General features: G+C 62.3%; 18 protein-coding genes. All 18 read left to right on the top strand.

Going from position 1 to position 21,367, the window contains the following annotated elements:
• The first annotated feature begins 206 nt into the window (after window positions 1-206).
• The 18 genes from mraZ to PRZ03_RS10225 all read left to right on the top strand — a co-directional run bounded on the left by mraZ (window position 207) and on the right by PRZ03_RS10225 (window position 21,363).
• On the top strand, window positions 207-635 hold the full coding sequence (mraZ, locus tag PRZ03_RS10140; protein WP_263559151.1) for a division/cell wall cluster transcriptional repressor MraZ: 429 nt from the start codon (window positions 207-209) through the stop codon (window positions 633-635).
• Window positions 635-1,618 carry a 16S rRNA (cytosine(1402)-N(4))-methyltransferase RsmH gene (gene rsmH, locus PRZ03_RS10145; protein WP_273600205.1) on the top strand — a complete coding sequence of 328 codons (984 nt, stop codon included), beginning with the start codon at window positions 635-637 and terminating at the stop codon, window positions 1,616-1,618. The genes mraZ and rsmH overlap by 1 nt, the downstream gene beginning before the upstream one ends.
• A gap of 3 nt (window positions 1,619-1,621) precedes the next feature.
• Complete coding sequence (gene ftsL, locus PRZ03_RS10150) at window positions 1,622-1,927, top strand: cell division protein FtsL (protein WP_263559117.1); 306 nt, start codon at window positions 1,622-1,624, stop codon at window positions 1,925-1,927.
• A 68-nt stretch (window positions 1,928-1,995) separates the two neighbouring features.
• Window positions 1,996-3,759: a peptidoglycan D,D-transpeptidase FtsI family protein gene (locus tag PRZ03_RS10155; protein ID WP_273600331.1), complete on the top strand. Its 1,764-nt coding sequence runs from the start codon at window positions 1,996-1,998 to the stop codon at window positions 3,757-3,759.
• Between the two features lie 7 nt (window positions 3,760-3,766).
• A complete protein-coding gene (locus PRZ03_RS10160; protein WP_273600206.1) occupies window positions 3,767-5,257 on the top strand; it encodes a UDP-N-acetylmuramoyl-L-alanyl-D-glutamate--2,6-diaminopimelate ligase in 1,491 nt (496 codons plus the stop codon).
• A 5-nt stretch (window positions 5,258-5,262) separates the two neighbouring features.
• Window positions 5,263-6,696 (top strand): UDP-N-acetylmuramoyl-tripeptide--D-alanyl-D-alanine ligase, encoded by a 1,434-nt coding sequence (locus PRZ03_RS10165; protein WP_273600207.1) that lies wholly within the window; start codon window positions 5,263-5,265, stop codon window positions 6,694-6,696.
• Complete coding sequence (mraY, locus tag PRZ03_RS10170; RefSeq protein WP_263534608.1) at window positions 6,686-7,864, top strand: phospho-N-acetylmuramoyl-pentapeptide-transferase; 1,179 nt, start codon at window positions 6,686-6,688, stop codon at window positions 7,862-7,864. Before PRZ03_RS10165 ends, mraY begins: the two co-directional genes overlap by 11 nt.
• A 4-nt stretch (window positions 7,865-7,868) precedes the next feature.
• Window positions 7,869-9,659: a UDP-N-acetylmuramoyl-L-alanine--D-glutamate ligase gene (murD, locus tag PRZ03_RS10175; protein WP_273600208.1), complete on the top strand. Its 1,791-nt coding sequence runs from the start codon at window positions 7,869-7,871 to the stop codon at window positions 9,657-9,659.
• Window positions 9,656-10,924 carry a putative lipid II flippase FtsW gene (gene ftsW / locus PRZ03_RS10180; RefSeq protein WP_273600209.1) on the top strand — a complete coding sequence of 423 codons (1,269 nt, stop codon included), beginning with the start codon at window positions 9,656-9,658 and terminating at the stop codon, window positions 10,922-10,924. Before murD ends, ftsW begins: the two co-directional genes overlap by 4 nt.
• A gap of 118 nt (window positions 10,925-11,042) precedes the next feature.
• On the top strand, window positions 11,043-12,122 hold the full coding sequence (gene murG, locus PRZ03_RS10185; protein ID WP_273600210.1) for an undecaprenyldiphospho-muramoylpentapeptide beta-N-acetylglucosaminyltransferase: 1,080 nt from the start codon (window positions 11,043-11,045) through the stop codon (window positions 12,120-12,122).
• Window positions 12,119-13,531 (top strand): UDP-N-acetylmuramate--L-alanine ligase, encoded by a 1,413-nt coding sequence (murC, locus tag PRZ03_RS10190; protein WP_273600211.1) that lies wholly within the window; start codon window positions 12,119-12,121, stop codon window positions 13,529-13,531. Before murG ends, murC begins: the two co-directional genes overlap by 4 nt.
• Complete coding sequence (locus PRZ03_RS10195) at window positions 13,528-14,505, top strand: D-alanine--D-alanine ligase (RefSeq protein ID WP_273600212.1); 978 nt, start codon at window positions 13,528-13,530, stop codon at window positions 14,503-14,505. The genes murC and PRZ03_RS10195 overlap by 4 nt, the downstream gene beginning before the upstream one ends.
• Before the next feature lie 20 nt (window positions 14,506-14,525).
• The gene (locus PRZ03_RS10200) at window positions 14,526-15,368 is read left to right on the top strand and encodes a cell division protein FtsQ/DivIB (protein WP_273600213.1); all 843 of its coding nucleotides are present in this window, start codon (window positions 14,526-14,528) and stop codon (window positions 15,366-15,368) included.
• Window positions 15,369-15,380: 12 nt separating this feature from the next.
• Window positions 15,381-16,610: a cell division protein FtsA gene (ftsA, locus tag PRZ03_RS10205; protein WP_263534601.1), complete on the top strand. Its 1,230-nt coding sequence runs from the start codon at window positions 15,381-15,383 to the stop codon at window positions 16,608-16,610.
• Window positions 16,611-16,801: 191 nt separating this feature from the next.
• The gene (gene ftsZ / locus PRZ03_RS10210) at window positions 16,802-18,034 is read left to right on the top strand and encodes a cell division protein FtsZ (protein WP_273600214.1); all 1,233 of its coding nucleotides are present in this window, start codon (window positions 16,802-16,804) and stop codon (window positions 18,032-18,034) included.
• Between the two features lie 156 nt (window positions 18,035-18,190).
• A complete protein-coding gene (locus tag PRZ03_RS10215) occupies window positions 18,191-20,218 on the top strand; it encodes a sensor histidine kinase (RefSeq protein ID WP_273600215.1) in 2,028 nt (675 codons plus the stop codon).
• A 17-nt stretch (window positions 20,219-20,235) separates the two neighbouring features.
• The gene (gene lpxC, locus PRZ03_RS10220) at window positions 20,236-21,171 is read left to right on the top strand and encodes a UDP-3-O-acyl-N-acetylglucosamine deacetylase (RefSeq protein WP_273600216.1); all 936 of its coding nucleotides are present in this window, start codon (window positions 20,236-20,238) and stop codon (window positions 21,169-21,171) included.
• Between the two features lie 6 nt (window positions 21,172-21,177).
• Window positions 21,178-21,363, top strand: a complete 186-nt coding sequence (locus PRZ03_RS10225; RefSeq protein WP_273600217.1) for a hypothetical protein — start codon at window positions 21,178-21,180, stop codon at window positions 21,361-21,363.
• Window positions 21,364-21,367 lie beyond the last annotated feature (4 nt).

Raw genomic sequence — 21,367 nt, forward strand, 5'->3', positions numbered from 1 at the left:
CTGAACTCGATTTAGTCACTTCATCTTCAACATGCAGATCAGGCCGCAAGTCCTTATTTTTGAACGATTTTTACTTCTTGCCTGGTTTGCAACTCTCCGCTAAGTACTTGATTTAATTGAAAAATATTTGACCTGCCTTGATCTTTGACCTCGCATCGAGTAAAGTGGGGATAAGTGCAGATTGGTGGGTCGCCGTGGCGAATTTTGTGTTTCAAGGGGCTTCAGCCTTGGCAATGGATGCCAAGGGGCGTTTGGCCGTCCCTACACGCCACCGCGAGGTCTTGCAGGCGCTGTGCGCCGGTCAGTTGACGATCACCAAGCATCCCGATGGCTGCTTGGTGGTGTTTCCGCGTTCGGTGTGGGAGGGTTTTCGGGAGCGTGTGGCGGCTCTGCCAATGTCGGCCTCCGGCTGGAAGCGAGTGTTTCTGGGTAATGCGATGGATGTCGAAATCGACGGTGCTGCGCGCGTGCTGATTTCGCCCGAGTTGCGTGCCGCCGCCGGCTTGCAAAAAGATGTGATCTTGATGGGCATGGGCAGTCATTTCGAACTCTGGGATGCGGCCGCCTATGCCGCACATGAAGCCCAGGTCATGCAGTCCGAGATGCCGGACGCCTTGAAGGACTTCAGCTTCTGATGGATACGCAAGCACCACAGTTCTCGCACACCACCGTGCTCTTGAATGAAACCGTCGAGAGCGTCCTGACCTCACCCGACGGTATTTATGTTGACGGCACTTTTGGGCGTGGCGGGCATTCCCGCCTGTTGTTGAATAAGCTCAGCCCACAGGGCCGTTTGATCGCGATTGACCGCGATTTGGAGGCGATTGCCGCCGCCACCGAAGGGCCGGATCGCATCAGCGACCCGCGCTTCACGATTGTTCACTCGGCCTTTGCCGATATGCGCGCGCAGCTGCGCGCCATCGGCATCGAGCAGGTGCAGGGTGTGCTCTTGGACCTGGGCGTGTCGAGCCCGCAGATTGATAACCCCGAGCGTGGGTTCAGCTTCCGCTTTAGCGGGCCGCTGGATATGCGCATGGATACCACCCGCGGCGAAAGTGCCGCGGATTTCCTGGCCCGCGCCGATGAGCGCCAGATTGCGGAGGTCGTGCGCAACTATGGGGAAGAACGGTTTGCTGTGCAAATTGCAAAGGCGCTTGTTGCTCGCCGCGTCGAGGGCCGAGCCGTCCGAACCACGGATGACTTGTCCGAAGTCGTGGCTCGTGCGGTCAAGACACGCGAGCCGGGCCAAAACCCCGCCACGCGCACATTTCAAGCTCTTCGGATTCACGTCAATGGCGAGCTTGAGGAGCTTGAGCAAGGGCTGAACGCGGCGCTGGCGCTGCTCGCACCCGGCGGGCGCATGGCCATCATCAGCTTCCATTCGCTTGAAGATCGCATCGTCAAGAACTTCATCGGCGGCCACAGCAAGCAGGTGGTCGACCGCCGCGCGCTGTTTGCCGAGCCCAAGCCCTTGGCCTTGGAGGCGATTGCCCGCATCAAGCCCAGCGAGGCCGAGGTGCAGGCCAATCCCCGTTCACGCTCGGCCGTCCTGCGCATTGCGCAGCGCACCGACGTGCCGCTGCCTGTTGAGCATCACAAGCGCCGGCGGGGCGAGTAGGCCATGTTGGGCCGGCTGAATTTTGTTTTGCTGCTGATCGTGCTGGGGTCCGGCATGGTCTTGGTGCGCAGCGCCTATGAGGCCCGCCGCCTGTTTACCGAGGTGGACCGGGCGCAGGCCGAAGGCCGCCGCCTGGAGGCCGACAGCCAGCGCCTGCAGGCCGAGCGTCATGCGCAAGCGACCAATTTGCGCGTGGAGCAGGTTGCCCGTGAGCGCTTGAAGATGCGCGCGATCAGCCCGAATGTGATTCAAACCGCCGAAGATCACGCCGCCGCTGCGGCCGCCAGCAAAGCCGGAGCCTCGCGATGAAATGGTTTAAGCGCGCTCGCTCCAGCGGTGCCGAGCCGAACAAGCGTTCGGCGCGCAGCGCCAAAGCCATGGTGGCCAACCAGGGCACGCGCAGTGTCACCTATTCCAGCAGTCCATTGCTGGCATCCAAAACGCCGGTCTGGCGTTCGCGCTTTCTGGTTGCCTTGGTCGGCATCGCTTTCACCGGCTTGCTGGCCCGCGCCCTCTATGTGCAGGTGATTGGTACGCAGTTTTATCAAAAGCAGGGCGAGGCGCGCTATGTGCATCAGCTGGAACTGCCGGCCAGTCGCGGCCGCATCAATGACCGCAGCGGCCAAGTGCTGGCCGCCAGCGTGGCCGTGCCCTCGGTTTGGGCCATCCCCAAAGAGGTTGACGCCGACCCCGAAAAGCGTAAGGCGCTGGCCAAGATCCTCGGTATCTCTAACGCCGAATTAGAGCGTAAGCTGGACCCTGCCACCCGCTTTGTCTGGCTGCAACGCCAGGCTGATGACCAGATCGCCGCGCAGATCAAGGCCTTGGGGCTCAAAGGCGTGTTCCAAGACCGCGAATACAAGCGCAAGTACCCGGAAGGTGAAGCCGCCGCCCATGTGGTGGGCTTCACCAATATCGAGGACAAGGGCCAGGAAGGCATGGAGCTGGCGCGCCAAAAAGACCTGCAGGGGCGTGATGGCAGCCGCTCGGTTGTGCGCGACCGGCTGGGCCGCGTGGTGGAAGACATCGGCGAGCGCGTGCCGGCTGCCAATGGCCGCGATATCGACCTGTCGATCGACTCCAAGGTGCAGTTTTTTGCCTACCAGCGCATCCGCGACGCAGTCGCCGAGCACAAGGCCAAGGCCGGCAGCGTGGTCGTGCTGGACGCGCAAACGGGCGAAATCCTGGCCCTGGCCAACTTCCCCAGCTACAAGCCCGATGAGCGCAAAAACCTCAGCGGCGCACAGCTGCGCAACCGGGCTCTGACCGATATCTTCGAGCCCGGCTCGACCATGAAGCCAATGATTGTTGGCCTGGCTTTGGAAACCGGCCGGGTCACGCCCGACAGCGTCATCAACACCGGGCGCGGCAGCGTCAGCATCGCCGGCTGGTCGCCCACCGACCATACGCCGCGCGACACGCTGACCGTCACGCAGATCATTCAAAAGTCCAGCAACGTCGGTGTTGCCAAGCTGGCCCTGTCCATGCCGCCGCGTGAAATGCATGAGCTGTTCACTGCCATCGGCCTGGGTCAGCGGCCGCAGATCGACTTCCCTGGTGCTATCACCGGCAAGCTGCGGCCCTACAAAAGCTGGCGGCCGATCGAGCAGGCCACCATGGCCTACGGCTACGGCCTGTCCGCCTCGCTGCTGCAGCTGGCCCGCGCCTACACCGTCTTCGCCCATAACGGCGAGGTGATCCCGATCACCATGATGCGCAAGTCGCCCGACGAAGTGGTTACCGGCATTCGGGTGTTTTCACCCAAGACGGCCGAAACCATGCGCGGCATGTTGCAGCTGGCGGCCGGCCCCGGCGGCACCGCGCCGCAAGCAATGGTCAGCGGCTATAGCGTCGGCGGCAAGTCGGGCACAGCCCACAAGCAAGAAGGCAAGGGCTATGCGAGCAAGAAATACCGTTCCTGGTTCGTGGGCATGGCGCCGATCGGCAACCCTCGCATCATCGTCGCGGTGATGGTCGACGAGCCTAGCAACGGCGCCTACTTCGGCGGCGCGGTAGCCGGGCCGGTGTTCAGCCAAGTGGTCGCGCAAAGCCTGCGCCTGCTCAATGTGCCTACCGATCTTGAGGTCAAGCCACAGATCATCGCCAGCCAAAAAACGCAGGCCGTAGAAGAGAGTTTCTGAAACCATCATGCTGACCCGCCTCAAATCTCCCGAAGCCTGCGCCCGTTGGTTGCAAGAATGGACCACCGGTGTTCTGCGTACCGACAGCCGCGCGGTGCAGCCGGGAGATGCCTTCATCGCCTGGCCCGGCTATGCGCGCGACGGTCGCGAGTTCGTGGCGCAGGCCCTGGCCGCGGGTGCTTCGACTTGCCTGGTCGAAGACGCCGGGGTTGAAAGTTGTGGTTTTGTGGACGCCCGTGTTGCGTCGCTGCCGGACTTGAAATCCAAGACTGGCTTGATCGCCGCCGCCTATTACGGCCAGCCCTCCAAGGCCTTGAGCGTGATAGCCACCACCGGCACCAATGGCAAGACCTCGACCGCTTGGTGGTGCGCGCAGGCGCTGAGCTTGTTGGGTCAGCGCTGCGGCGTGGTCGGCACCTTGGGGGTGGGCGAGCCGCCTATTCCTGGTCGGCAGGCCGCTGCGATCGAATACACCGGCCTGACAACACCCGACCCGGTGCTGCTGCAAGCGAACTTCCGCCGCATGCAAGACCAGGGCTATACGGCCTGCGCGATCGAGGCTTCTTCGATAGGCTTGAAGGAGTTCCGCCTCAGCGGCAGCGAGATCCGGGTCGCCTTGTTCACCAATTTCACCCAGGATCACCTCGACTATCACGGCACGATGGAGGCCTACTGGGTCGCCAAGCGAGCCTTGTTCGATGCGCCGGGCCTGCGCGCTGCTGTCCTGAATATCGACGACCCCAAGGGCGCCGAGCTGGCGTTTGAACTCGGCGCCAAGCTGGACATCTGGACCTGTTCATTGAGCAGCCCCGCTCGACTGCGGGCGACCGAGTTGCATTACCGCGCCGGCGGCCTGGCCTTCACGCTGCGCGAAGCGGAAGAGGCGATCTTGATCGAGACCGGCTTGATCGGCGAGTACAACGTCGCCAATCTGCTGGGGGTGATCGGCTGCTTGCGGGCACTCGGCCATGGTCTGGCGGAAATCGCCGCTGTGGCGGGCCAAGTCACGCCGGTGCCCGGCCGCATGCAGCGGGTCGGCAATGGCTTGGAGTTGCCGCAGTTGGTGGTCGACTATGCCCATACGCCGGATGCCCTGGACAAGGCCTTAACGGCGCTGCAGCCGCTGGCCGAGGCGCGCGGCGGCAAGCTGATCTGTGTGTTCGGATGTGGCGGCAACCGTGACCGTGCCAAGCGTCCGGCCATGGGCGCGATTGCCGCTGCCAAGGCGGACAAGGTGATCATCACCAGCGACAACCCGCGTGATGAAGACCCCGCGCAAATCCTGGCCGATATTGCCGCCGGAGTGGGCGGCGCGCCCTTGACCATGGTTGATCGCCGGTCGGCCATCCAGGCTGCTGTGCTGCAGGCCGGCCCACGCGATGTGCTGCTGGTGGCAGGCAAGGGTCATGAAGACTATCAAGAAATCAAGGGCCAGCGCTGGCCTTTCTCCGATGTTGATGAAGCACGTCTGGCCTTGATCGCGAGGGCAGGTCTGTGAGCCCCATGATGACGCTGGGCCAAGCCCATAGCCTGCTCTTGAGCGCCGTGCCGCAAGCGCAGCTGATCGGCGACGCCGCCACCCTGATCGGCCGCGTTCACAGCGACAGCCGCAGCCTGGCGCAGGGCGACTTGTTTGTCGCGCTGCGTGGCGAGCGCTTTGATGCGCATGATTTTTTGCCACAGGCGCAGGCCGCCGGTGCGGTGGCGGCGCTGGCCGAGCGCGGCCTGCTGGAAGCGAGCATGAGCGGCATCTTGGTGCCCGATGCCAAGGCGGCCCTGGGTCATTTGGCGGCCGCCTGGCGTGCTCGGTGCGAGCTGCCGCTGATCGCTGTCACCGGCAGCAACGGCAAGACCACGGTGACCCAGATGATCGCCAGCATCTTGCAGGCCTGGTTGGGCGAGGATTCGCTCGCGACGGCGGGCAATTTCAATAACGATATCGGCGTGCCCCTGACCCTGCTGCGCTTGCGCCAGGACAAGTCGCAATGGATGCGCGCGGCAGTGGTCGAGCTGGGCATGAACCATCCGGGTGAAATCGCCCCCCTGGCCCAGATGGCGGCACCCTCGGTGGCCTTGGTCAATAACGCGCAGCGCGAGCACCAGGAATTCATGCAGACGGTAGAGGCCGCTGCGCGCGAGAACGGCGCCGTCATCGAGGCGCTGGGTGCCACCGGCGTGGCCGTGTTCCCTGCCGAAGATGCTTGCGCGCCGATCTGGCACGCCATGGCCGGCACGCGTCCGCACCTGAGTTTTGCCCTGCAGGGTGAAGCCGATGTGACGGGCAAGGCGAACTGGGTAGACGGCGCAGGCGCCGCTTCGGTGGGTCACTGGGCGCTGGAGTTGCATACGCCCGCCGGTGATGCGCCGGTAGCGCTGGCCGTGGCGGGTTTGCACAATGTGCGCAATGCCTTGGCCGCAGCGGCCTGTGCGCTGGCGGCCGGTGCGCCACTCACGGCGATCGTGCGCGGGCTGGAGAGCTTTCAGCCGGTCAAGGGTCGCTCGCAGCTCAAGAACTTTATGCAGGGTGGCCGGTGCGTCACCCTGATCGACGACAGCTACAACGCCAACCCGGACAGCGTGCGCGCCGCCATTGATGTGCTGGCCGACTTGGGGCGCAACTCATGGCTGCTACTCGGCGATATGGGCGAAGTGGGTGATCAAGGCGAAGCGTTTCACCGCGAGGTTGGCGCTTATGCCGCTGCTCGTGGGATTGCTCATTTCTGGACCGCCGGCAGTGCGGCGGCTGACGCCGCGGCGGCATTTGGCCCGGCGGCCCGTCAGTTCAATACCTGCGCCGATTTGGTCGCGGCATTGAATACGGCTACCGAGTTGCCGGTGGTCAATAGCGTGTTGGTCAAGGGTTCGAGGTTCATGCAGATGGAACGGGTCGTTAGCGCTTTGCAAGCCCACGGCGGAGGAACAGTCAATGCTGCTTAGTCTGGCTCAATGGTTGCAGAGCATCTATCCCGAACTCGGGTTCTTGCGCGTCTTTCAGTACATCACCTTTCGTGCGGTGATGGCGGCCATGACGGCCTTGTTGATCGGTCTCGCATTTGGCCCCTGGGTGATACGCAAGCTGACCGAAATGAAGATCGGTCAGCCCATCCGCGAATACGGCATTCAGCAGCATCTGGTCAAGAGCGGCACGCCCACCATGGGCGGTGTCTTGATCCTGATCGGCATCGGCGTGTCCACGCTCCTGTGGTTTGACTGGAGCAACCGCTTTGTCTGGGTGGTGATGCTGGTGACCATGGGTTTTGGCGCAATTGGCTGGGTCGATGACTGGCGCAAGGTGGTCGACAAAGATCCCGAGGGCATGGCCAGCCGCGAGAAGTTTTTCTGGCAGTCCTTGATTGGCTTGATCGCAGCGCTGTATCTGGCCTTCAGCGTGTCGGAAACATCGATCTTCGGCGTCATCGAGTTGTTCTTCCGCTGGGTCAGCAGCGGCTTCTCGACCGAGCTGCCGCCCAAGGCCGACTTGATCGTGCCCTTCTTCAAGACGGTCAGCTATCCGCTGGGCGTATTCGGCTTTATCGGACTGTCTTACTTCGTCATCGTCGGCTGCAGCAATGCGGTCAACATCACCGACGGGCTGGACGGCCTGGCCATCATGCCGGTGGTGATGGTGGGCTCGGTGCTGGGACTGTTTGCCTATTTCACCGGCTCCTCGGTGTTCTCCAAATACCTGCTTCTGCCCTATATCCCCGGTGCCGGCGAGTTGCTGATCTTCTGCGCCGCGATGGCCGGCGCTGGTCTGGCCTTTTTGTGGTTCAACGCCCATCCGGCGCAGGTCTTCATGGGCGATGTAGGCGCGCTCTCGCTGGGCGGCGCGCTCGGCACGATGGCGGTGATCACGCGGCAGGAAATGCTGCTCGGCATCATGGGTGGCATCTTTGTGGCTGAAGTCTTGTCGGTGATGCTGCAGGTGAGCTGGTTCAAATACACCAAGAAGAAATACGGCACGGGCCGGCGCATCTTCAAGATGGCGCCGCTGCATCACCATTTCGAAAAGTCCGGCTGGAAAGAAACGCAGGTCGTCGTGCGTTTCTGGATCATCACGATGCTGCTGTGCCTGGTTGGTTTGGCCAGTTTGAAGCTCAGGTAAGGCGATGCGCAGCTACGAAGGCATTCGCGTCTTGATTCTGGGTCTGGGTGACTCCGGCCTGGCCATGGCCGCCTGGATGACGCGTTATGGCGCCAGCGTCCAGGTCTGGGATTCGCGCGCCAATCCACCGCAGCTGGAAAAGCTGCGCGCCGAGCTGCCGGCCGCAGAGTTCTTCCATGGTGACCTGCCTGTCGGCGCGTTGAACGGCATACAGATGGTGCTCAAGAGCCCAGGCCTGTCGCCGCTGGATGCCCGCATCGCTCCCTTCTTGACGCTGGCCAAGCAGACCGGCGTGCCGGTGCAAGGCGAGTTGGGCCTGTTCACGCAAGCGCTGGCCGATCTGAAGCAAAGCCGCCAGTACGCGCCGGCCTTGCTCGCCATCACCGGCACTAACGGCAAAACCACCACCACCTGCATGACGGCTTTGCTGGTCGAGCGGGCCGGCAAGCGTGTCGTGATGGCCGGCAATATTGGCCCCAGCATGCTGACGACGCTGGCAGTGGCGCTGGACCAAGAGCCCGAGCCTGTTGTTGAGTCGATGACCGAGCCTGCCGTGACAGAGCAGCCGGCGCATCAAGTCTCTGATCCAGAAGTTGAAGTAGAAGTCGAGGCTGGGGCTGAGGTTGAAACCGCGCCGGAGCTTGTTGCTGAAACTGTGGCTGAAGCCGTGGAGCAAGGCGAGGACAAGCAGACCACCATGGAGATGGTCGATGCGCTCTTGAATGAAGCGCCGCTGCCTATAGACCCACCGCCGCCCAAAGGCCCGGTGTTTGAAGTTTTGCCCGAAGTCTGGGTTTTGGAGTTGTCGAGTTTCCAGCTCGACGAGGTGCGCGGTTTTGAGCCGACGGCTGCCGCCGTCTTGAATTTGAGCCAAGACCATCTTGATTGGCATGGCGATATGAAGGCCTATGCGCAGGCCAAGGCGCGCGTGTTCGGTGAGGCCGCGCTGATGGTGATCAACCGCGATGACCCGGCCGTCGAAGCCATGGTGCCGGCCGCCGTGATGGTCAAGCAAGGGCGGGGCCGTGCGGCCAAATCGGTTGGGCGCAAAGTCGCTCGCTTTGGCCTGGACGCTCCGGACCGGCCGGGTGATTTTGGCTTGGTCACGGAAGGTGGCATGGCCTGGTTGGTGCGGGCTCGCGAACAAGATGAAACGCTTAGGCGCAAGAAGGGCGACGAGGAAGAAGAAATCACGCTGCAGCGCCTGATGCCCGCCGACGCCTTGCGAGTGCGCGGGCGCCACAACGCCGCCAATGCCTTGGCTGCCTTGGCGCTGGCAACGGCCGCTGGCTGCGCCTTGGCGCCGATGTTGCATGGTCTGCGCGAATACCGCGGCGAGCCGCACCGGGTCGAGCATGTGGGGACGCTCAATGGGGTTGACTTCGTTGACGACTCCAAGGGCACCAATGTGGGCGCCACCGTGGCGGCGATCAAGGGCCTGGGCGACGACCGTGCGCCGGCCAAGCTGGTATTGATTCTGGGCGGCGACGGCAAGGGCCAGGACTTCAGCCCATTGGCCGTTGGTGTTGCGCGTTACGGCAGGGCCGTGGCTCTGATAGGCCGCGACGCCGAGCAGATCCGCGCCGCCTTGGCGGACAGCGGCGTGCCCATGCAAGACCACGCCAGCCTGGAGGCCGCGACGCAATGGTGTTTGTCTCAGGCGCACAGCGGTGACAGCGTGCTCTTGAGCCCGGCCTGCGCCAGCCTCGATATGTTCCGCAATTACGCGCACCGCGCAGAGGTGTTTGTCGCCGCCGTGCAGGCCTTGGCACAAGATCTGGGGCAGGGCCTATGAGTGCTGCTGCGGGCCTGTCCGTGAAGAGCTTTGCCGAGCGTTTGAAGTCTTGGCTGCCCGGCGCCAAGGATGCGGCCGTGGATGTGCCCGTGCGTGAATGGGTGTCGCCAACGGCGGGTCAGCCCACGCGCATTCAAGGGCTGGATCTGACTCTGATTTGGGTGACCTTGGGCCTGATGGGCCTGGGCCTGCTGATGGTCTATTCAGCGTCGATCGCGATGCCCGACAACCCAAGATTCGCCAAATATTTGCCCACGCATTTTCTGACGCGCCACATCTTCGCTTTGGTGTTCGGCTTGATCGCGGCGCTGATCACGGTGCAGATTCCGGTCTCTACCTGGGAGCGCTTGGCGCCCTGGATGTTCGTGGTCTCGCTGGTCTTGCTGGTGGCGGTCTTGATACCCGGTGTGGGCAAGGTGGTTTACGGTGCGCGCCGCTGGTTACCGCTGGGGGTGATGAACTTCCAGCCTTCCGAGCTGGCCAAGATGGCTATTGCCATGTACGCGGCCAGCTACATGATGCGCAAGATGGACGCACGGGAGAACTTCTTCAAAGCGGTCTGGCCGATGGCGATGGCCCTGGGCGTGGTGGGCGTGCTCTTGTTGGCGGAGCCGGACATGGGCGCCTTCTTGGTGATCGCGGCGATCGCGATGGGCATTCTGTTCCTGGGCGGCGTCAATGGCCGCATGTTCTTCTTGATCGTGGCGGTCTTGGTGGGCGCTTTTGTCTTGATGATCGCCTTCAGCGACTTCCGCCGTGAGCGCATCTTTGCCTATCTGAACCCCTGGGACGAGAAATACGCGCAAGGCAAGGCCTACCAGCTGACGCATTCCTTGATCGCTTTCGGGCGCGGCGAATGGTTTGGCCAGGGCCTGGGTTCCAGCGTCGAGAAGTTGCATTACTTGCCCGAGGCGCACACCGACTTTTTGCTGGCGGTGATCGGTGAGGAGCTGGGTTTTGTCGGCGTGGCCGTCGTGATCATCGGCTTCTTCTGGTTGTCGCGCCGCTTGTTCCATATTGGCCGCCAAGCAGTGGCGCTGGACCGTGTGTTTGCCGGTCTCTACGCGCAAGGCATTGGCATCTGGATGGGCGGCCAGGCCTTCATCAATATGGGTGTGAACCTGGGCGCTTTGCCGACCAAGGGCCTGACCTTGCCCTTGATGAGCTTCGGCGGATCGGCGATCTTGATGAATTGTGTGGCCCTGGCTATCGTGCTGAGGATTGATATTGAGAACAGAGCGCTCATGCGCGGAGGCCGCGCATGAGTGCTCTGTTCTCACGGGCCGAGCGCTGGGCCGCTCCCGAGCCGGCCCGCTATGGCAGCCGTCAGGCTGGCGTCCCCGCGGGGGACCGACCAGCGTACCCGCTGGGCGAGGGGCTCACATGAGCAAACACCTCGTCATCATGGCGGCCGGCACCGGTGGTCACATCATCCCCGGTCTGGCGGTGGCCGAAGAAATGATTCGGCGCGGCTGGAGCGTCAGCTGGATGGGTACCGAGCTGGGCCTGGAAAACAAGCTGGTGCCGCCGACCGGCATCCCGCTTGACCGCCTGGCCTTTGCGGGCTTGCGTGGCAAGGGCTTGCTGCACACGGTCAAGGGCCTCTTCAAGCTGGTTCAGGCCTTTGTGCAGAGCCGCTCGGTGTTTGGCAATCGCAGCGCGGACGCGGTCCTGGGCATGGGTGGTTATGTTTGCTTTCCCGGCGGCTTGATGGCCTGGTTGATGCGCAGGCCGCTGATGCTGGTCAATGCCGATGCGGCCATGCTTTTGAGCAACCAGAGCTTGAAGCCCTTCGCGAGCCGAATCGGCTTTGGCTTCGACGGCGTGGCCGCCGCATCGACCGCCAAAGCGGTTGTTACTGGCAACCCGGTGCGGGCCGAGATCGAGGCATTGGCCCCGCCGGCCGAACGCTATGCCGGCCGCAGCGGACCCTTGCGCTTGTTGGTGGTAGGCGGCTCGCTGGGCGCGCGCGCGATCAACGAGATGCTGCCCAAGATGCTGGCGCTGTGGCCGCAGGAGCAGCGGCCGCACGTCGTGCATCAAACCGGGCAAGCCAATTTTGCGGCGGTGCAGGCCGCTTACCGCGAAGCAGGGGTACAAGCGGAGATCTTGCCCTTCATCGATGACATGGCTGCGCAATTGGCCCAGGCCGATGTCATTTTGTGCCGGGCCGGCGCGGTGACGGTGAGCGAGATCTGCGCGGCCGGTCTGCCTTCCGTCTTGATTCCCTTGGTCGTCAGCACGACCTCGCATCAGCGCGATAACGCCCGCTTCATGGCCCAGCATGGCGCGGCAGTGCATCTGCCGCAAGAGGACTTGTCGGCCGAGGGCGTGTACCAGCTCTTGAAGAGCATGGACCGCGAGGCGCTGCTGGAGATGGCCGAGAAGGCGCGCGCATTGGCGCGGCCGCGCGCGGCCTCTCGGGTTGCCGATGAAATAGAAAGAATGGTCAATCCATCATGAAACACGCCGTCAAACACATCCACTTCGTCGGCGTCGGCGGCGCCGGCATGAGCGGCATCGCCGAGATTCTGCACAACCTGGGCTATACCGTGTCCGGCTCCGATCAGTCAGACAGCGCTACCGCGCAGCGTCTCGCCAGCTTGGGTCTGCAGATCTACATCGGTCACGCGGCGGCGCATATCGCCGGTGCGCAGGCCGTGGTCACCTCGACGGCGGTCAAGCCTGACAACCCGGAAGTGATCGCCGCCCGCGCCCAGCGCATCCCGGTGGTGCCGCGCGCGGTGATGTTGGCCGAGCTGATGCGCCTCAAAAAGGGCATCGCGATTGCCGGCACACATGGCAAGACGACGACCACGTCCTTGGTGACGGCCGTGCTGACCGAGGCGGGCATCGACCCGACCTTTGTGATCGGCGGCAAGTTGATGAGTGCCGGCGCCAATTCCCGCTTGGGCTCGGGCGAGTACATCGTCGTCGAGGCCGATGAGTCGGATGCGTCCTTCTTGAATCTATTGCCGATGTTGGCGGTGGTCACCAATATCGACGCCGACCATATGGAAACCTATGGCCACGACTTCGCGCGCCTGAAGTCGGCCTTTGTCGAATTTCTGCACCGCATGCCGTTTTATGGCGCGGCCGTGCTCTGCGGTGATGATGCCGGCGTGCGTTCCATCATGCCTTTGCTGTCCAGGCCGATGATCAGCTACGGCTTCGGTGCCGACAACGATGTGCGTGCGGTCGATGTGCGGGCGCTGGCCGGCGGCCAGATGAGCTTCACCGTGCAGCGTCAGGGCATGGCGGATTTGCCCATCACGCTGAATTTGGCCGGCTCACACAATGTCTTGAATGCCTTGGCCGCGATTGCTGTGGCGACCGAGCTGGAGCTGCCGGACGCGCCGATCGCGGCCGCTTTGGCGCAGTTTGGCGGCGTCGGCCGGCGCTTTCAGCGCTTTGGGGAGCTGCCCACACAAGATGGTGGCACGTTCACGCTGATCGATGACTATGGTCACCACCCGGTGGAAATGGCGGCCGTCTTGGCGGCGGCGCGCGGCGCATTCCCCGGGCGGCGCTTGCTCTTGGCGTTTCAGCCGCACCGCTACACCCGCACGCGCGATTGCTTCGACGACTTTGTGCAGGTGATCTCCACTGCCGATGCGGTCTTGCTGACCGAGGTCTACGCCGCCGGCGAAGCGCCGATTGCTGCGGCCGATGGGCGCGCGCTGGCACATGCCCTGCAGGCGGCCGGCCAAGTGACACCGGTGTTTGTTGATGATGTGGCGAACTTGCCCGCACAGATCGCCGCCCATGCGCGCGGCGGCGATGTGGTGATCGTGATGGGCGCGGGCACGATAGGCGCGGTGCCGGCCAAGACAGTGGACTATTTGACGAAGACGAAAGGCGCGCAGCCATGATCAGCAAACTTGATCTGAATATTGACCCCAAAGCCCTGGGCAAAGTGGCCGTCTTGATGGGCGGCGACTCGTCCGAACGCGAGGTCTCCTTGACGATGTCAGGGCCGGGCGTGTTGGCGGCCTTGTTGCACGGCGGCGTCGACGCCCATGCCTTCAATCCGGCCGAGCGCGGTCTGCATGAGCTCAAGGCCGAGGGCTTCGATCGTTGCTTCATCGCGCTGCATGGCCGCCACGGCGAAGACGGTACGGTGCAAGGCGCGCTGGAGTTACTCGGCATTCCCTACACCGGCTCCGGCGTGATGGCCTCCAGCATCGCCATGGACAAGATCATGACCAAGCGCTTGTGGTTGGCCGACGGCCTGGCCACGCCGCGTTACGTCAAGCTGAAGAAAGACCAGATCAGCCGCGAGCGCTGCATGGCGATTCCCGATGAGTTGGGCCTGCCCATCTTCGTCAAGCCGCCGCACGAAGGCTCGACCATTGGCATCAGCAAAGTGATGGGCTACTCGCAGATGCAGGATGCGGTGCAGCTTGCTGCGCAGTACGACGATGAAATCCTCTGCGAAGAATTCATCGACGGCCCGGAGCTGACTTGTCCGATTCTGGGTGAGGGCGATCAAGCTTTTGCATTGCCCGTGATGCAGATCGAGGCCGAAGGCGGCAACTACGACTATCAGAACAAATACTTCACCTCCACAACCCGCTACTCCACCGGCACGCTCAGCGAAGAAAAGGAAGCGGAAGTTCGCGCCTTGGTGCTGGCCGCCTACCAATCGCTGGGTTGCCGCGGCTGGGGTCGTGGCGACGTGATGCTGCGCAAGAGCGACAACAAGCCGTTTTTGCTGGAAATGAATACCTCGCCGGGCATGACCTCGCATTCTTTGGTGCCGATGTCGGCCAAGGCGGCCGGCATTTCCTATGAGCAGCTGTGCCTGTGGCTGCTCTCGCAAGCACGTTTGGACGGCAAGGCCTGAGCCTCAGCTGAACAAAAGCCATGCGCAGCAACAGCACGCCCATCTCTGTGCCGCCCGATATCCGCCTGATGAATGCGGTGACGGCGCTGCTGTTGGCGGCCATGTTGGTGGCGGTGGCGGCCTTGGGCTTGCGCTGGGTGGTGAGACTGCCGGTTTTTGCGATCCGCGCCATCCAGGTGGACGGCGATGTGACGCGCAATAGCGAGGCTTCTTTGCGAGCCAATGCCTTGCCGCGCTTGTCGGGCTCATTCTTGAGCATGAACTTGCAAGACGGCCGTGATGCTTTTGAGTCTGTGCCCTGGGTTCGGCGCGCGGTGGTGCAGCGTGTGTGGCCCAGCCGCCTCTTGGTCAAACTGGAAGAACACAAGCCCAGCGCCTATTGGGAAACCAAGGCCGAGGGCGCCGACGCGCAGAGTGATGCCAATGTCGATCGCTTGCTGGTGAATAGTTACGGCGAAGTCTTTCAGGCCAATCTGGGCGATGTCGAGGACGAAGACCTGCCGGTCTTGGCCGGCCCAGCCGGCACCAGTGCTGCGATGCTGCATATGTGGCAGCGCTTGCAAACCGTCAGCTCCGCCATCGGCGAGCAAGTCGAGCGACTGGACTTGTCCGGACGCGGATCATGGCGCCTGAGCTTTGAAAAAGGCGCCGTGGTCGAACTCGGGCGCGGCAGCGAAGACGAGATACTGGCCCGCTTCGCGCAATTTACCCGCTCGATTACCCAAATTACTTCGCTCAATCACGCCCCATTGTTGTCAGCCGATCTGCGTCATGCAGAGGGGTATGCGGTGCGCTTGAGCGGAATATCAACAACGCCCAGTCAGGTTAAACCCGGATTGAATGGCCGATCGAAGAAAAACTGAAGGATTAAAAGCATGGCCAAGGAATACAAGGATTTGGTCGTCGGGCTGGATATCGGCACGGCCAAAATCATGGCGGTGGTGGCCGAGGTGCTGGGAAATGGCGAATTGCGCATCGCCGGTCTCGGGGTTGCCAGCTCCACTGGGCTCAAGCGCGGCGTGGTGGTCAATATTGATGCGACCGTGCAGTCCATTCAACAAGCCTTGAAAGAGGCCGAAATGATGGCCGACTGCAAAATCAGCAAGGTCTATACCGGCATCACCGGTAGTCATATTCGCGGCCAAAACTCAACCGGCATGGTCATCGTGCGGGATAAAGAGGTCACGCCCATCGATGTGGCGCGGGTGGTTGAAACCGCCAAGGCGATCAATATTCCTAATGATCAGCGTCTGTTATTGGTGGAGCCGCAAGAGTTTGTGATTGACGGCCATGAGGTTAAAGAGCCGATTGGCATGAGCGGCGGTCGCCTGGAGGTCAAGGTCCATATCGTCACCGGCGCCCAGAGCGCCGCAGAGAACATCGTCAAATGCGTGCGCCGTTGCGGCTTGGAAGTCGAGCAACTGGTTTTGAATTCAAGCGCATCCAGTCTCGCGGCGTTGACCGCCGATGAACGCGATTTGGGGGTGGCTTTGGTCGATATTGGCGCCGGCACGACCGATGTGGCGATATTCACCGGAGGCTCTATTCGCCATACCGCCGTAATACCAATTGCCGGTGATTTGATTACCAGTGATATTGCGATGGCGCTGCGCACGCCCACCAAAGATGCCGAAGAAATCAAGGTCGAGCATGGCGTGGCCAAACAAATGCTGGCCGACCCGGCCGCGCAGGTTGAAGTACCGGGTTTGGGTGACCGGGCGCCACGGATGTTGTCGAAACAAGCCCTGGCTGGCGTGATTGAACCGCGTGTCGAGGAAATATTCTCTTTGGTGCAACAGGTAATTCGAGAAAGTGGTTACGAAGAGTTGCTTTCCTCGGGAATTGTTTTGACCGGCGGCTCGGCGGTCATGCCGGGTATGGTCGAGTTGGCCGAGGACATATTCCTGAAGCCGGTTCGGCGCGGTAATCCAACCTATAGCGGTGGCCTTTTCGATATGGTGGCCAACCCTCGTTCGGCGGCCGTGATGGGTTTGCTGGAGGAAGCCAGACTGTCGCGCACCCGGGGTTTGAAGGCGGCGCAGCAAGCGGGTTCGATGAAAACCATGTTCGGACGCGCCAAAGATTGGTTTCTGGGGAATTTTTAAGACAAAAAGTGCAGCCCACCGAAAATTTTGAGATGTTTTCTCACAAGTTTTTTGAAATGTATGGGCTTTATCTTGGATAATGTTTCTAACACGCATAGCTGCCGGGAAACAACGGCGGTGAGTGAAAAAAGAGGGTTTTCCCTGAAGTTTTTCACGTTAGGCAGCGGCACAACAGCTGAAGGAGAATTTGTATGGCGATCGAGATGATCGAAGAGTTTGACCAAGGCACCCAAATCAAGGTGATCGGCGTCGGCGGCGGCGGCGGCAATGCGGTCGAGCACATGATTGCGCAAGGCGTGCAGGGCGTTGAGTTCATCTGCGCCAACACCGACGCGCAAGCACTCAATCGCTCCAAGGCCGATCAGCTCCTGCAACTGGGTACCTCGGGCTTGGGCGCAGGCGCCAAGCCTGAAATGGGCAAGTCAGCTGCCGAAGAGGCCGATGCGCGCATCCGCGAGTCGATCCAAGGCGCGCATATGTTGTTCATCACGGCCGGCATGGGCGGCGGCACAGGTACCGGTGCGGCACCTGTGATTGCCAAGATCGCCCGTGAAATGGGTATCTTGACCGTGGGCGTGGTGACCAAGCCCTTCGAGTTCGAAGGTGGACGCCGCCTCAAGGCCGCTGACGCTGGCCTGACCGAGTTGGAAGCCAATGTCGACTCGCTGATCGTGGTGCTGAACGACAAGCTCTTGGATGTCTTGGGTGACGATGTCACGCAGGATCAAGCCTTCGCGCATGCCAACGATGTGTTGAAGAACGCAGTCGGCGGTATCTCCGACATCATCCATATCCCTGGCTTGGTCAACGTCGACTTTGAAGACGTCAAGACGGTGATGAGCGAGCCCGGCAAGGCGATGATGGGCACGGCGCAAGCCACCGGCCCCGACCGTGCAGCCAAGGCAGCCGAAGCAGCCGTGGCTTGCCCGCTGCTGGAAGGTATCGATCTGTCCGGCGCGCGCGGCGTGCTGGTCTTGATTGCGGCCAGCAAGGGCACTTTCAAGCTGAGCGAGTCACGCAATGCGATGAACGCGATCAAGCGCTATGCCTCCGAAGAAGCGCATGTGATTTACGGCACCGCCTATGACGAGAGCCTCGGCGACGCGCTGCGCGTGACGGTGATCGCCACCGGCCTGTCGCAGCGTGCCCGTGCGGCTGCGCCACTGACCGTGGTGCAACAAAGCCTGCGCACCGGCACTCATGACATCCCGGTTTTGACCGAGACGGTGATGAGCCGTGGCGGCGCCGCTGCATCGACGATGGGTTTTGGCATGAGCGGCAGCGCTGACTTTGCCGCTGGTTCAAGCGGCCCAAGCGTGTGGCAGGGTCGCGGTCGCACCGCATCCGCCAAGGTTGAGGCCTTGTCGCAAAACGGTATGGACGAGATCGAAATTCCGGCGTTTCTGCGCAAGCAAGCCGATTGAGGTGAAGCCTAAAACCCTGGTGGGTTTGGGCGCAGAATGAAGGCCCGGTTCGGTGCAGCGATGGCACCGAACCGGGCCTTTTTTTGCTCGGGCCTTTTTTGCTTGAGCTTTCCGCCCTTGCAAGCGCCTGAACATATCTTGGCCTCAACCAAAACGATGAGATCGCTGCTAATGCGCTGCTTGACGGCCTTGCTGCTGGCCTTGTCGCTCATCGGTGGTCTCGCCGTGCATAAGGCGGCTGGCGCCCAAACCATGCCCCTGCCCGAGCCGATCGCGCGTCACGCCGGCGAGCCGGCCGTGACGGCCGAATTGGCGCTCGCGAACTGGAGTCGCGCTGACCTCGATGCCTGGTGGGCGGCGTTGCGGGCGAAGGATGGTGCAGCAGGCAAAAGTGGCGGGCTGCCGTTGGCACTGCAGCCGCCCAGCGATCCGCAAGCTTGGACGAGGGTGCAGCTGCCCGATCTGAGCGGGCGCCCCCTATTGGCGCCCAGCCCGCCGGCCGAGGCCGCGTTTCAGATGCGTTGGTATCGCTTCCGCTATGTGCCCGAGCAGGGCCGCTGGCCGACGTCCGTGGCGCTGTATATGCCGCGATTGGTGACGCTGGCTGCGGCGGTCTTGGTGCGCACCGACGAGGGTTGGCAGCCCGTCTTCGACAACCAGGCCGGTGCGCGCGAGCAATGGGTGCGGCCACTTTGGGCGCTTGTACCGGCGGCGCTGACCGAGGCGCAGCAGCAAAAGATGATGGATGTCGTGGTGGCGGTGCCGGTCGTGACGGGCGCGCCTTTCTCGGTCTCAAGAGTCTGGCTGGGTGCCCGGGAGGACCTTGAAATACGTTTCCAAAGGCGCTGGTGGCTGCAGATCGGAATCCCGCAGGCCACCGGCCTAACTTTGATCGTCCTCGGTCTTTTTTCGCTCTCCTTGTGGGCACGCAGGCGCGACGAGCCGGCCTATTTCTTGTTCGCGCTCTTGTCCCTGGTTTGGCTGCTGCGCAATCTTCACTACCACCTGGACTTGCCGCGCACACCCGCTGGGCTTGAGTGGTTCTGGTGGCTCAGCAACGCCTCCTTGTCTTGGGTGATGTTGTTGATCTTCTTGTTCGCCTTGCGCTTTGCACACCGCCGCTTCGCGCAACTTGAGCGGGCCATGTTGGGCTTTGTGCTGCTCAGCGCCTTGCTGACGCTGCCCTGGTGGAATGATGTGTTGGCCAGCCCAGTGCTGCAGCATGGCGCCAATGCCTTGGTCGGCCTGATGACAGTCGCCTTGGTGCTGCGTTTGGCCTGGCGCGACGGCAGCCGCGAGTTGCGCATGATTGCGCTGAGTTTGCTGCTTAGTTTGGCGCTGGGCCTGCACGATCTGATTCTCTTGGCCGGCTGGGCCTGGCCCGAGCATATCTATCTGCTGCCCTTCGCAACCTTGCTGACGCTGGCAAGTTTCCTGTATGCGGTGCAAGGCCGCTATACGGGCGCCTTGAGAGAGGTTGAGATGTTGAATCAGCAGCTTGAAGCGCGCCTGCAGTTGCAGAGCGCCGAGTTGCAAGCGCAGCACCAGCGCCTGCGCGAGGCCGAACGCCAGCAGGCCTTGCTGCTGGAGCGCCAGCGCCTGATGCAGGACATGCACGACGGCCTGGGATCGTCCCTGCTGTCGGCGATGGTGGCGGTGGAGCAGGGCAGCATGGAGCAGGACAAGGTGGTCGAGGTGCTGCGCGAATGCGTCGATGATTTGCGCTTGGTGATCGATTCCCTGGAGCCGGTCGCACATGATTTGGTCGCCCTGCTGGCGACCATGCGCTACCGGCTGGGCAAGCGCCTGCAGGCGGGCGGCTTGATGCTGGAATGGGATGTGCAAGACCTGCCCCTGCTGGAATGGCTGGAGCCGCCCGACGCCCTGCATGTGTTGCGATTGATGCAAGAGGCGCTCAGCAATGTGCTCAAGCATGCGCGGGCCACCCGTGTGCGCATGGTGACCCGCAACCATGGGCGCTATGTCGAGATTCGGGTGGAGGACGATGGCGACGGCTTTGATATCACCAGCGCCCAAATGGGGCGGGGTTTGAAGAGCCAGCAGCGCCGCGCGCAGCGCCTGGGTGGCTCGCTGCGCATCGACTCAAGCCCGGGGCATGGCACCCGTTTGAGCCTGCGCCTGCCCGTCAAAAGAATGCCCCCGGATCAGCAAACATCACCTTGATCACCGACACTGAAGCCATGCTGCAACAAAGAACTCTCAAATCCCTGACCAAGGCGGTCGGCGTCGGTATCCACAGCGGCCAGCGGGTCGAGTTGACGCTGCGCCCTGCGCCTGTCAACACCGGCATCGTGTTTCGCCGGGTTGACTTGAACACGCCGGTCGATATTCCGGTGCGTGTGGATACGGTGTGTGACACCCGCATGGCGACCACGGTCAGCCCCTTGGGTGACCCCGGTGCGCCCAAGGTGCAGACCATCGAGCATCTGCTGTCGGCCTGTGCCGGCTTGGGGCTGGACAATCTTTATGTCGACATCAATGCCGATGAAGTGCCGATACTCGACGGCTCGGCCGCCAGTTTTGTCTACCTTTTGCAAAGCGCCGGCATCGAACAGCAGGCGGCGCCGAAGAAGTTTTTGCGCGTCAAGAAAGAGGTCGAGGTGCGCCAGGGCGAAGGCAAGCGTTTGATGTGGGCCAAGCTGAGCCCGCATCATGGCTACACGTTGAGCTTCGAGATCGAGTTCGACAACCCGGCTGTCTCGGCCACCGGTCAGCAATATGTGTTCGATATGGGCTCGGGCCAATACAAGCGCGAGATTGCGCGCGCCCGCACCTTCGGCATGACCAGCGATATCGAGCTGATGCGTTCGCGCGGTCTGACGCTGGGCGGCTCGATGGACAACGCCATCGTTGTCGATGACTACAAGGTGCTGAACGCTGAAGGCCTGCGTTATGACGATGAGTTCGTCAAACACAAAATCCTCGATGCGATTGGCGATATGCAGGTCGCGGGCCATCCGCTGCTGGCGGCCTACACCTCGTTCAAGGGCGGCCATGCGCTCAACAACAAGCTGCTCCGCGCGCTGTTTGCCGACCCCTCGGCTTATGAATTTGTCAGCTTCGAGGACGCTGCCGATGCGCCCAAGGGCTTTGCGGAACTGGCTCCGGCCTGGTAATCGACTATGCTGATATTTCGCCTTGTCGTGGGCCTTTTGCTGTTCGCGGGTGTGCTTTGTTTTGCGCTCTATATCGGCACCGGTCAAGTGGTCTGGCGCCGGCGCGGCGTGATCGTCATTAAGTGGACGGTGCTGGCCGGGCTGGGCTTTTTTGCGGTGCTCATTCTGGAGCGGCTGGCGATGATGCTGTAGGGTG

Origin of the sequence: Roseateles albus (assembly GCF_028595345.1) — a bacterium.
GTDB classification, from domain to species: domain Bacteria; phylum Pseudomonadota; class Gammaproteobacteria; order Burkholderiales; family Burkholderiaceae_C; genus Paucibacter_A; species Paucibacter_A albus.